The following is an 11,951-nucleotide window of genomic DNA, read 5'->3' as shown; positions in this document are numbered from 1 at the left end:
TCTGGTCGAATTCACGGGGGCGCTGGCCGGGTTCACGCTTGCGCTGAACGAACCGCGGCTCGTGGCGCTTACGGGCAGCATCACAGGTGTCGCCGCCGCCCTTTCGATGGCCGCTTCCGAATACCTTTCGACCAAATCGGACGCTACGGGGGAGAAACATCCGCTGCGGGCCGCCCTCTGTACCGGAACCGCCTACCTCGTGACGGTCGCCATTCTGATAATTCCCTATCTGCTTTTTTCGAATGCCGTCATGGCATTGAGCGTCATGCTTCTGGCCGCATTGACCGTGATAGCCCTGTTCAATTACTATTACGCCGTGGTGCGCAGCGAAAGTTTCAGGCAGCGTTTTTTTGAAATGGCGCTTCTGAGTTTCGGCATCGCCGGGATCAGTTTTCTGATCGGCTACGGGCTCAAATATTTTACGGGCATAGAGATGTAGAATAACCGTGCGCCGATAAAAGCCGGCCGGTTCGGACTCAGGATGCCGGACTGTACGGCAAATCCATTAAATATATGATTTCCAATATGAAGATTATTTTTTCGATAAATTCAACCTCAATGGAATATCATTTGCAAGTATTCCGTATGTCAATCATCACTTAAATTCTTTATATTATGAAAAAAATTCTTTTACTCATCGCATCCGCGGCAATCGCTTTGGCCGTGAATGCTGCTCCCCAGAAGGTGGATTTCGGTAAGTTGCCGAAGAATTCGCAGGAATTCATTCAGAAAAACTTCCCGGGCGAAAAAGTGAAGGCCGTGGAAATGGATCGCGAGGCGTCGTGGGACAAATACACCGTCTATTTCAACAGCGGCAACCAGGTCTCCTTCGAAGGCGGCAGCGGAGATTGCAGCCAGATTATCATGAAGAACGGTTCGGTTCCGATGTCCGTGATTCCCGCCAAGGTCAAAACCTATGCAGGCAATACTTACCCGGGGCAGCGAATCGTCATGATGGAAACGACGGCCGACGGCTACAAAGTAGCGCTTTCGGACAAGACGGTTCTCGATTTCGACAAGGACGGTAACTTCACGAAAGCGACGAAATAACTTTTGCAGTGTGAAAATCGCAGGGAGTGCCCGCAGTTGTGCTCCCTGCTTTTTTTTGCTGTCGGCCCGGCGGGCCGTAACAGGATAAACCAGCGTGTGCCATGTGTTATCATATCTCCCTTGCTGCCGGAGCCGAAGAACTGGCCCGGCGTTTCGGCCGTAAAACCGATCTGGTCAGAAAATTCCGACCTGCATACCATGTATGTGCCTTTTCGCACCTCCCGTATCCGGTAGTTACCAGAGACGAGCAGATACAGTATTTCCGCTGGGGGCTGATCCCGTATTGGATCGGGAAGGCCGCCCAGACCGTGACGATCCGCAATCAGACGGTCGTCGCGTGTGCGGAAACTATTTTTGAAAACGCTTCGTTCCGGGTTCCGATCCGCCGGCGGAGGTGCCTGATCCCGGTGAGCGGATTTTTCGGGTGGCACCACGGGCAGGCACAGAAGACTCCCTACTACGTGACGGTAAAGGATCGGCCTGTCATCGCCCTTGCGGGCGTTTTCGACTGCTGGATCGACCGCGATTCGGACGAGGTCGTAATGACGTATTCGGTCATAACCACCGAGGCGAATCCGATGATGCGCCACGTCAACAACAGGGATTGCCGGATGCCGGTTATCCTGCATGACGGCGACGAGGAGCGCTGGCTGCATCCGGAACTGTCCGACGGGCAGATCGCCGCGTTGCTGAAACCCTATCCGGAGCAGATGATGGTCTGCGAACCCGCGCAGCCCGATTTCATGCGCAAAGTTTCCGGCGATTCGGGCATTCTCATGCCGGCATAGGTTCCCGGTGGCGGCCTTTCCCCGAAATATTGCGGCAAAAAAAGAGAAGTCTCAGACTTCTCTTTTTCGATGTCGGGCCACCGGGCTCAGTGTACCTTCTCCTTGATCCGGTTGGAGGCCTGTGTGGCCGTCTCCTTTACTTTGTGTGCGGCTTTGGTCATGCCCTCTTTGGCCGCATTTTTGACCTTCGTGCCGGCTTCTTCAATTTTGCCGGCCATTTTGCGGACACCCGTCTTTGCCTCGTTTTCCGCCTCGATGGCGGTCTCCTGGGCGTCGTCCTTCAGCTTCTGCATGTTTTCCTGCAGATTGTGCCTGGCCTTTTGGCCGTGTTCTTCCGCCTTGTGGACTGCTTTTTCGGCGTGTTCCCGATACGTTTCGTTCTCTTTTGTCGAATACTTTTCCATAATTACATTGTTTTAACGGTTTTGTGCCGTGTGAACAGCGATACGATCCACAGCAGGACGATGGCGCCGATGACGGAGGAGAGGAAAGTCCCCCAGGTGCCCGTCGGCACCCATCCGAACAGCGAAACGAGCCAGCCGCCCAGAATGCCGCCGACAAGGCCGACGATCAGATTGACCAGCAATCCGGAGCCGCTGCCTTTGAAGATCAGGCTGGCGATCCATCCGGCCGCCAGGCCGATGAGTAAATACCATAAGAAATACATATGTTTTTTAATTTTGGTTGACAATCAGGATAATACAAATTCTGTACCCGGGAGGATGAACGGCCCGGAAATTATTCGCGGTATGCGATAATGGCCGAAGAGGGCGCTATCCGGACAATGCCCCCGGGCATGCGGTCGCGGCTGCCGGGATCGATCCGGCCGTCGCGGCAGACTACGGTCCAGTCCGCTTCGGGAATGTGGAACTCGGCCTGGTGGCGGTTGCCGTTATAGGCCACAAGAATCTCTTTCCACGCATCGCCGTTCGCATATTCGCCCAGCGTATAGGCGATCACTCCCGAGTCGCCCGTGTCGAGGAAATGAAGCCCCTGCTGCAGCCCTTCTGCCGTCGGGATACGGAATGCCGGATGGGCTTTCCGGAGTGCGATCAGTCCCCGGACATAATCGAACAGATCCCGGTTTTTGGCTTTCAGGGCCCAGTCGATCCGGTTGACGGCGTCGGGCGAACGGAAACTGTTCGGTTCCCCCTGTTTGTCCTGCATCATCTCTTCGCCGGCGCGGATGAAAGGAACCCCCTGTGCCGTGAGCAAAATCGTGTGTATCAGTTTGTCGATAGGCGGCAGCTCGTCGTCGGCATGGTCGCCCTTGACGGAAAGTCTCAGTTTGTCGATCACCGTGTAGCCGTCGTGGCTGGCGACGAAATTGACTGCCTGCGAAGGGGCGGATGCATATGGCACAGAGCTGTATAACAGGCCGTTATAATCCACTTGCGGATGCTGCGTGGCGCCCGCGATCCCGAATTTTACGGGCTCGTAATGCCCGACGATATTCCCGGAGGCATACCCGGCGGCCTGTTCGTCGAACGTGCTGCCGCGCACGGCGTCGCGGAAATCGTCGCAGAAAACGGCGATGCCCTCCATTTGGCCGACATGATCCCGCACGGCCCGTTTTTCCGGAGGCAGGGGCGAGTCGGCCGCAAGCCAGCCTTCGCCGTATATAAAGATCGTCGGGTCGATCTTCGACAGTTCTTCCCGGATGCGGTTCATCGTTTCGATGTCGTGTATTCCCATCAGGTCGAACCGGAATCCGTCGATATGGTACTCCTGCGCCCAGAATTTGACGGATTCGACGATGTAATGCCGTACCATTTCGCGTTCCGAAGCCGTCTCATTGCCGCAGCCCGAGGCGTCCGAGTAGGAACCGTCGGCATTCTGGCGGTAAAAGTAACCGGGGACGGTAAGGTTGAAGTTCGAACGGTCGACCGAGGCCGTGTGGTTGTAGACCACGTCGAGGACGACGCGCATCCCGTTCCGATGCAGGCTTTTCACCATCTCCTTGAACTCGCGGATGCGTGTCACGGGGTTGGCCGGATCGGTGGAGTAACTGCCTTCCGGAACGTTGTAGTTCTTCGGGTCGTATCCCCAGTTGTAGGTCTTGTCCGCCAGCCTCGTCTCGTCCACCGTCGCATAGTCGAAGGAGGGGAGGATGTGTATATGCGTTACGCCCAGTTCCTTGAGATGATCCAGACCGGATGCCTGCCCTTCGGGGGTTTTGGTGCCGGTTTCGGTCAGGGCCAGAAATTTGCCCTTGTTGCGGATTCCGGAATCCGGGGCGATGCTGAAATCGCGGTGGTGCAGTTCGTAGAGAATAATGTCGGAATACATTTTCAATTCGGGCGCACGATCCGATTCCCAGCCTTCCGGATTGGTCTGGTTCCAGTCGATCACGGCCGCCCGGTCGCCGTTTATGCCGACCGCCTTCGCCCAGATGCCGGGTGTTTCGGCCAGCCATTTCCCCTCTTTTTCTATCTGGAAGGTATAGAAGGAGCCATTCAGGTCGCGTTCGACGGCAATGCGCCAGGTTCCGTCGTCCGAGGGCTCCATTTCCAACTGCTCCTCCGGGTTGCCTCCCTCGCCCGAGGAGTAGATATTGAGCCGGGTTTTGCTCGCGGTGGGCGCCCAGAGCGTAAAGACGGAGCGTTGGGGCGTATACGCCAGTTCGAGGTCTTGGCCGTAGTACGGCGGATATTTGTCGAACGAATCCAACTGGTCGGGTGCGGGGTGGTTTTTGATATTTTCCATGGTGGTCGTATTTTATGAATTGGGCGTTTGCGGTGCGTTTCCGGGGACGGATTCGTCTCGGGATCCGGCGTCCTCCCCGCCCCGTTGCACGAGCAGCGTGCGTGTCGGGAAGGCGAAATTGAGCCCGGCCTTGTTGAAGGCGGCCAGTATGGCCAGGTTCATGTCCGAGGTCACTTTCAGAATATCCCCCTGTTTTTCGATGTAATAGTAAAATGTGATGACCAGCGCCGAATCGGTGTAGTCCGAAAAGTAGGCCGTTATGTCCGACGGATTTTCGGAAACGTCCTTTACCTTCGCCGGGAGGCCCCTCAAAATATCCAGCGCCTCGTTCATCTTGTCTGCGCCGGTGTCGTAGGTCAGCCCCACCTTAACCATGGCGCGGCGCATCGGTTCCGACGAGATGTTGACGATCGAGGCGTCCGTAATTTTGTAATTCGGATAACTGGTGATGCGCCGGTCGTAACCCATGATTCGAGTACTGCGCATGCCCACGTCGACCACCGTCCCTTCGAAGCCGTTCACGTTGATCGTGTCGCCGATGCCGAAGGGCTTGTCCGTGAATATGGTGAACGCGCCGAAGATATTCTTCACGGTATCCTGCGCCGCCAGGGCGAAGGCGATACCGCCGATGCCCAGCGTGCCCCATAACGCATTGATGTCGACCCCTACATTGCTCAGGGCTGTTACCAGACCGACGATCCAGATCAGAACCAGGATCGTCCGCCTGACTACCGGCATCATTTTCAGCGCATGGCCGTCCGACCGCTGCCCCCAATATTGCTGGAGCAGGGCCGTGGAGAGGCGGGCCAGAACCCAGGTGATGTCGAGTATGATCAGTATGCTGTAGGCATTGTCGACGTATTTTACCAGATGATCCGGGTAGACCAGCCGATGGATGGCGATCCAGATGCCCAGCAGCATCACGGCGAATTTCAGGGGCGACTCCAGGGAATAGTATATGATGTCGTCCACCCGGTTGCTTGTGCGGCCGATAAAGGGTTTTATAACCTTCCTGCCCAGCAGGGACAGCAGTTTCACGACGATAAACGCTCCTGCTATGATGAGTAGGGAGACGATCCATGTCTGGACGCTGTTTCCCCAGATTTCGTAATTTAACATTTTTCGGCTGTTTTTTAATTATACATTTGTTATTTGTGTTTCCTCTTTTGCCATCCGGTTTTTAACATCGGCGCATAATGCACGGTTTTTTTCTTATCCCGGCTTTCAAATTCTATGCCTTTGGAGAAGAATTTGCACGATCCCGAAATGAAAAATCAGGTTGAGGATGAAGATGATAGTGCATAAATCCAGGAAAAAGGCAGTGTGTATCACCGTCGCCGGGTTCCTTGCGGGGATTGCCGGCGGCCTTATCCTGTACTGTGTCCGCGATGTCGTTCTGGGATGGTGTTTCGTGGCGACGGCGGGTTTTACCCTGTTGTACGGTATCGGCTCGCTGTACGACCGCCGACCCTATATCGTCCTTACCGAAGACGGCATCACCGAGATTTTCACGATCCGCGGGCAGATCGAATGGGAGGCCATCCTTTACGCGGACGATTTCTATTTCCGGGGACAATACTGGGTGCGATTGCTGCTCGAGAGCAACTACAAGCCGCAGCTCATACGGCCGGCCTGGTTCTGGCGGTTCGACCGCCTTTACGAATCGAGGGGCGTAAAGGCGGTCTATCTGCGCACGATGGGGCTGGAGATCGATTCCATGCAGCTGGTCGCCCTGATCCGGCGGATGAAGGAAGCGGATGTGCCCGGGAGGATCGAGCTGCTGAACGGCTGCCTGTTGAAATAAAATCCGCCGCAGGAGCGCTGCGCCCCGGCATTCCGTCCGCGGCCGTCGGAGAGCGTACCGCCCGTGCCTTTCCCGGGGTAAGGACAGCGCCCGTCCGCACGGGATGGGCGGGCAGGCTGGGAACCTGCTCCCCGTCATCGTATGATTTCGCCCCCGCCTTCGTTGGCTCCGTCCCATGTCGTGTCGACGTCGACCGAGAACTCGATTTCTCCCCGGAAATCGCCCTCTTCGAAACGTGCCGTAAGGTCGATCAACTGGTTGCATTCGATCCGCAGGGTGTCGGTGACTACCCGGTCGTAGAGCGGTGCGTCGTCCTCGCCGTAGAGTCTGAGCCGCCACGATGTCCTTTCGCCCGGCAGCGTGCAGAACGTGCCGAGCGTGAACGACCCGGCGGCGCGTGCCCTCAGCTGCGCTGCGGTGACGCGTTTGGAAACCTCGCACCCCTGGTCGGGTTCCCCGCAGAGCGGCATACGCTGGCCGACGTTGTCGAGCACCACCTCGACGGAGGCGATTTGGGCGGGAATATTCTCGAACCGGAAGCGGGTTATGCCGTGTACGCGCTGAAGGACGGCTTCGAATTCATTGCGGCAGGGGCAGGTCACTTCGAACGGCACGTCGGCGCGGAAATGGTCGTCGCCGTTCTTTTCTCCCTGGTAAACGATGTAACGTGCCTCCGGAGCATCGGTCGTCCCCGTCATCATGCGCGCCGCAGCGTTGGCCACGAACGCCAGCCGGTACGTTCCGAACGGAAGCGTGCCCATGCGGAAGAGGTAGTCCCCGCCGGCAGCGGTCTGTAGGTCGTCCGCGCGGCCTTGCCCGATCAGCTGCCCGTCGGCATAGAGCAGGTAGTCGAGCGAATGGATGCGTTTCCCGAATTCCTGTTCGAAATCCGACGGACGGTAGGGCGGCCGGGCCTGGAATTTCTCGACCCGGAGTGCGACCGTAACTTCTCCTCCCTGGGGCGGACACGGGTCGAGTTTCTCTTCGATGCACGACATTGCCGACAGCAGGCACAGGAACGCGAACGGTATGTAAAGTGATTTTTTCATGACTTCGTAATTTTAGTAGGGCGAGGCGTTCCACTCGAAAAAGGAGTCGAAGAGCGCCGCCGCATTTTCGGGGTTTCCCGCGTCGTCCGTCGCCTCGACGACATCGATCCGGATTTGCGACGAGGAGTCGTCATAGGTGTCGGTGGTTTCGAAAACGATGCCGGAGATTTTGCTTGCGACGAGCGTGCGTGCGAACGTCTGGTCGGTTTTATACGTATATCCGCCGCTGGCGCCGGAAATGTCGATATCCACGATCCCGATAGGCAGTTCCGAGGCCGGGTCGGCGAAGACGAAGGGCGAAAAGACCGTCGAATTGGTTTGGCACATCTGGTAGCGCTCCGTCCCCGAGGAATGGAAATCTCCCATCGTTGACATGCAACACGGCAGTTCATAGAGTGCTGGATCGCCGTAATACATTCCTCCGAGTGCGTCGATGCCTTCGGCAAAAGGTTCGGTCTTGGACGTGAGAAGCATCTGGACGGTATGGGCTGTCATGTCGAACGAAAAACCGTTGACGGGCGAAGGTTTGTCTTTGAGCAGCACGCGGAACTTCGCCACGCGCCGTTCGGCCCGCAGGGTTACCGGCGGAACGCCTGCCGAATGGAGATCGCCGCTTTTGGACACCGGGAAATCGGCCACGGCAACAAAAACTTCGCGGCTCAGCTGCCGGTAACCGTTGTTCATCCAGTGCGTCGAGATCGTGTAGGTAAGCAGCGGCGGCGTGCGCAGCGAGCCGTCGGTCTCATCGGAGACGACTTTCCCCGGAATCAGATCGTTGTTCCAGTCGGCCGACCCCCAGTTGATTACGGCTACGATCCGGTAATCGCCCGGCCGCAGTTCGAGATTGAACGGGCACGGCGGAAGATCCCCGGCGATCTTCAGTTCGGCCCATGGCCCCGACTGTGCGTCGAGCAGGACGGTTTGCGTCGTGTCCACGATCCAGCGGGTGTCCGCCTTTTTCAGGATCAGCAGCCGGGCCGTGTTCCTGAACCACTGCGTGTAGGAGGTGGCGCGCGTCATGGGTACGAGCGAGACGTCCGTGCCGACGGTTTCCAGCCGGAACGAGACTTCGACGCGTTTTTCCCTCTCCGCGGACGGGTGCCCGAAGGATTCCCCTTCCGAGCAGCCGCCCGTCAGGAAGGCCGCCATTACGAATAAGACTGAAAGCTTTCTCATAATCGTACGTTTTTGCCGTTTCACAACCAGTCGAAATTCGTTTCGATGCCCCCTCCGACCGGAATGTCGATGATCCGGTCGCAGTGCAGCCCCGCCCGGTTGACCGTGAAGCAATTTGCAGCCACCGGAAGCCCCGTCGCGGCATCGGCCGCCGGAAGGGCGAGGGTCAGCTGCCGCTGCGGGAAACAGGCTGCGGAATGGACATCCGTGTGGCCGTTGCCGCAGGCAGGCGTCGTGTCGTAGTATGTGAAGAGCAGTTTCACCCGCAGTTTCGAATCGGACGGCAGCAGGAAAGCTCCTTTCATGCGCAGGCTGCCGCGCACCCCGTCGTCGTATATGCCGAGTCCCTTGTCCGTCTGGGGGAGTGGAACCTTGAAATCCGTCATCTGTGGCAGAATGCTTTGCACCAGCGGTTCCGAAGCATACGCTGCGGGAACCAGCGTCCCGTTTTCATCGAACCGCAGTTCGGTGGTCGGATTCTCATAGGAGATTTCGATCCGTGCGATCCGGTCGATCACCGACTCCACATCGGGCGATAGGATGCTTTCGGGCTGCGAGAGCGAGCTTCCCGTGCGGTAGATGTCGAAGAGCACCTGCCCTGCGACGCGTGTCAGCGTGAGGCGGATCTTGCCGTCGAGGAGAATAGCCTCGCCGCTCAAGTCTGTATAGCCGCTGTAACCGTCCGGCGCAGCCGCCCCCGAGGCGCATCCCAGCCGCAGGTCTTCCCATGCGACCCCCGGGACGAACTGTGTCCCGGCCGCTGTGGACAGCGACAGCCGTTGCGCGTCGCCGGGCTGGGCGACCATCAGAAAACGGTAGTCGTAGGCTTTCAGCTCGGCGAGCGGAAGTTTCAGTGTCTCACCGTCGGCGACCGAAGTGTAACTGCGGTCGAAAACATATCCGTCCTGCGTTCGCGCCGCCCGGCGGAAAAGGTAGAGCGGGGTTGGGTATCCCGATACGGGAAGCGTGCCCTCCAGGCGAAGTTCGGTGTAGCGGAACTTATTGCCGGGAAAGATCTCCTCCTGCGCCTCCAGCCCGCAGGCTGCGGAGAGGGCAGGCAAAAACAGCATTCCGAAAATTCGATATAGGTATTTTCTTTTCATCACGTTCAATCTTTTATTCCCAAATGCCCGTATCGCCGTCCTGTTCCTCGGTGATCGGGGCCGTTTGTATTTCTACTCCGATAACGGGGTAATCCGACGTGATCCAGAGCGTAATTTCGAGTTGCTTGTTACGTTCGGCTTTACCCGTCAGGCGCAGCTGCGCCGGTTGCAGGGCGGCTCCCGCCGCGGGTACGACCGAGATGTCCAGGCCTATCTCCCCGCCGTCGGCGGGCGGAATGACGAAGGGCCCTTCGAACCGGACAAATCCCGCGTCGGTAAGTTCTGCATAATCCGCCGCCGCGAGTGTCGCCGTCACCGTGGCCGTTCCGCTGCTTCCGTCGGGATTCACGCGCTGGCCCGTGTGGTCGGCCGAGAGTTCGATGCGCCCGATCTGGCCGAGTACGGATTGCGGTTTGGCATAGGGAACCTCGACATATCGCGTGCCGTCGTGGTAGCCCCGCTTGACAATGACGGCGATTCGGCAGACAGCGCGCGTGAGCCGGGCGCGAACCGTTTGTGCCGCGCCGTCGATCGTGTAGACCGTATTGGCACCGGATGCGGGATATTGCAGGAACAGTTCATCGGCCGGGAAACAGGTTCCGGGCACGGCTGCGTTTTCACGCAAGACGAAGGCCGCCTCTTCCCATGAAGTTTGCCGCGTTAACGGGGCGGGTTGTAGGGCGATCCGGTCGGTCGCTCCGCTGGCGAACAGGAATTTGTAGTGCCCGTTCGGCAGGCGCACCGACAGTTTGCCGTCGGGTGTCCATCCTTCGCGAAACAGCGTGTCGAAAAGGAAAACCGCTCCCTCCCGGCGAAAGGCGTAAACCGAGACATCCGCGGCCCCTTCGCGCACCAGCATGATACGCGAGGTCTCCGTGACCGGAGCGATATCTGCTCGCTCCGACCCCGAACAGGCTGCGAAAGCGGCTGCTGCCAGGATGATGGTCGTATGAATCCGATTATTCATGATTCTGTCTCCCTGGCTTTTGTCAGTCGATTTCCCCGTCCACGAAGTTCGATCCGTCCCAGACGGTATCGACCTCGACTTCGAAATCGACACCCGTGGTGAAGACGTTTTCGCCCAATACGTAAATCCGGATCAGTGTCGCCTTGTTGCGTTCGACGGGTATTTTGTCCCGCAGGGCGATGGTGCGTGCCGATCCTTCGCCCGAGGTGAGCTGCATCGAAAATCCGGTCGTGGCCGTATTGTCGGGATTGGGGATCAGGTAGGTGCCTTTCAGATGCGCGGAACCGGAGATGATGTCGGCGGGTTGTACGTTCTCGAAATCATATTTGTCGGCACCGACGACCGTCGATTCGCCCGTGCCTATCGTGACTACGTCCGCAGGGGTGCCGATCGTGTGGGACACGTCGGAAAGACCGGACACTTTCTCGCCCGAAAGTCCCAGACGGCTGTTGGCGCCGGTGTAAGCCAGTTTCACCCCGGCCAGTTTCTCGGGGCCGAAAACGTCACCGCCCGCTTTTTCGGTATAGACGCCCGTTGCGGCATCCTTCTCTGCGCGGATGAAGAGCACGTCCACGCGCGAAACGGCACGGCGGAGCGTGGCGCTCACCGTCTGCTGAGGGCCGTCGAGCGAGATGGTGTAGGACGGAACCGCATCGAGCGGTGTGTTGAGCATGAACGCCGCCGGGAAATTCTCCTCGGTATGGGTCACGTAGAGCGCATCGGAGAGGGTGGCGTCCGTGAAGTCCGGCCACGTGTAATTGCCCGGTGTTACCAGCCCGTAGGAGGGCAGGAACTTATAGTCGCCTGCGGGAAGCTGCACCGTGCCGGTGAGCGCCGTGCCGTCGAAATTCATGCCGCCGAGCGGAATGTCCTGTATATAGACATAATCCGGGCCGGTGTTTTTGAATGCCAGGATCCGGAATTCCCCGGTGCGGAAGACCGGCCCGCGGCCCGCAGCCGCCTGGGGTGTCCGCGTGATGATTTGCAGGTTCCCGGCGGCAGGGCCGGCAACATCCGTTTTCTCTTCGTCGCTGGAGCAAGCTGCGAGGCCGGCGGCAAGAACCGTAAATAAGAGCAAGTTGTAGATTTTTTTCATGGTTTTATTTTTTATAATATTATTTGGAATATGAAGTCGTTTTTACCATTTGCAACTCAATTCGTCGAAATGCGCCAGGTTGTATGCCGCCTCCCCGGAGCCGTCTTCCGCGGCGAGCGAGAAGCAGTAACGCGCCTTTTCCGAATCTCCGTCGATCAGGCACAGGATGCCGAGATTGTTCAGTGTGCAGGGGTTCCCGGCGCAGCGGTTCA

13 protein-coding genes are annotated in these 11,951 nt (G+C 58.0%); 4 read left to right on the top strand and 9 right to left on the bottom strand.

Translation table 11 applies throughout. The annotated features are described in order from the left end of the window. From QVP03_RS04605 to QVP03_RS04595, 3 genes are all read left to right on the top strand, one after another. Positions 1-439: VIT1/CCC1 transporter family protein (locus QVP03_RS04605; protein ID WP_369677398.1), on the top strand; the 439-nt coding region annotated here is incomplete at its 5' end. 176 nt (positions 440-615) lie between these two features. Further along, positions 616-1,050 (top strand): PepSY-like domain-containing protein, encoded by a 435-nt coding sequence (locus QVP03_RS04600; RefSeq protein WP_022332401.1) that lies wholly within the window; start codon positions 616-618, stop codon positions 1,048-1,050. 101 nt (positions 1,051-1,151) lie between these two features. Next, entirely contained in the window at positions 1,152-1,838 is a 687-nt protein-coding gene (locus QVP03_RS04595) for an SOS response-associated peptidase (RefSeq protein WP_022332400.1), read from the top strand. An 86-nt stretch (positions 1,839-1,924) separates the two neighbouring features. Here the strand turns inward: QVP03_RS04595 and QVP03_RS04590 are convergent, their stop codons facing one another. From QVP03_RS04590 to QVP03_RS04575, 4 genes are all read right to left on the bottom strand, one after another. Next, positions 1,925-2,242 carry a hypothetical protein gene (locus tag QVP03_RS04590; protein WP_022332399.1) on the bottom strand — a complete coding sequence of 106 codons (318 nt, stop codon included), beginning with the start codon at positions 2,240-2,242 and terminating at the stop codon, positions 1,925-1,927. Between the two features lie 2 nt (positions 2,243-2,244). Then, complete coding sequence (locus QVP03_RS04585; RefSeq protein ID WP_022332398.1) at positions 2,245-2,505, bottom strand: GlsB/YeaQ/YmgE family stress response membrane protein; 261 nt, start codon at positions 2,503-2,505, stop codon at positions 2,245-2,247. 71 nt (positions 2,506-2,576) lie between these two features. Next, positions 2,577-4,544 (bottom strand): type I pullulanase, encoded by a 1,968-nt coding sequence (pulA, locus tag QVP03_RS04580; RefSeq protein WP_022332397.1) that lies wholly within the window; start codon positions 4,542-4,544, stop codon positions 2,577-2,579. A gap of 12 nt (positions 4,545-4,556) precedes the next feature. Next, a complete protein-coding gene (locus QVP03_RS04575; RefSeq protein ID WP_022332396.1) occupies positions 4,557-5,663 on the bottom strand; it encodes a mechanosensitive ion channel family protein in 1,107 nt (368 codons plus the stop codon). 166 nt (positions 5,664-5,829) lie between these two features. Here QVP03_RS04575 and QVP03_RS04570 point away from each other — a divergent pair, with 166 nt between their 5' ends. Continuing rightward, positions 5,830-6,348: an STM3941 family protein gene (locus QVP03_RS04570; protein ID WP_022332395.1), complete on the top strand. Its 519-nt coding sequence runs from the start codon at positions 5,830-5,832 to the stop codon at positions 6,346-6,348. Positions 6,349-6,482: 134 nt separating this feature from the next. Here the strand turns inward: QVP03_RS04570 and QVP03_RS04565 are convergent, their stop codons facing one another. Genes QVP03_RS04565 through QVP03_RS04545 form a run of 5 tightly spaced genes read right to left on the bottom strand, consistent with a single transcriptional unit; the run spans position 6,483 to position 11,739 of the window. Next, a complete protein-coding gene (locus tag QVP03_RS04565; RefSeq protein ID WP_022332394.1) occupies positions 6,483-7,397 on the bottom strand; it encodes a FimB/Mfa2 family fimbrial subunit in 915 nt (304 codons plus the stop codon). 12 nt (positions 7,398-7,409) lie between these two features. Then, positions 7,410-8,573, bottom strand: coding sequence for a hypothetical protein (locus QVP03_RS04560; protein ID WP_022332393.1), 1,164 nt, complete (start codon positions 8,571-8,573; stop codon positions 7,410-7,412). Between the two features lie 20 nt (positions 8,574-8,593). Beyond that, positions 8,594-9,643, bottom strand: a complete 1,050-nt coding sequence (locus QVP03_RS04555) for a DUF5031 domain-containing protein (RefSeq protein WP_087402114.1) — start codon at positions 9,641-9,643, stop codon at positions 8,594-8,596. Positions 9,644-9,689: 46 nt separating this feature from the next. Further along, positions 9,690-10,643 (bottom strand): FimB/Mfa2 family fimbrial subunit, encoded by a 954-nt coding sequence (locus QVP03_RS04550; RefSeq protein ID WP_022332391.1) that lies wholly within the window; start codon positions 10,641-10,643, stop codon positions 9,690-9,692. A 22-nt stretch (positions 10,644-10,665) separates the two neighbouring features. After that, on the bottom strand, positions 10,666-11,739 hold the full coding sequence (locus QVP03_RS04545) for a hypothetical protein (RefSeq protein WP_022332390.1): 1,074 nt from the start codon (positions 11,737-11,739) through the stop codon (positions 10,666-10,668). Positions 11,740-11,951 lie beyond the last annotated feature (212 nt).

Origin of the sequence: Alistipes sp. CAG:29, from assembly GCF_000435435.1 — a bacterium.
In the GTDB taxonomy this organism is placed as follows: Bacteria; Bacteroidota; Bacteroidia; order Bacteroidales; family Rikenellaceae; genus Alistipes; species Alistipes onderdonkii.
Note: the sequence above shows the minus strand (reverse complement) of the source record. Positions and strands in the feature narration are given on the sequence as shown.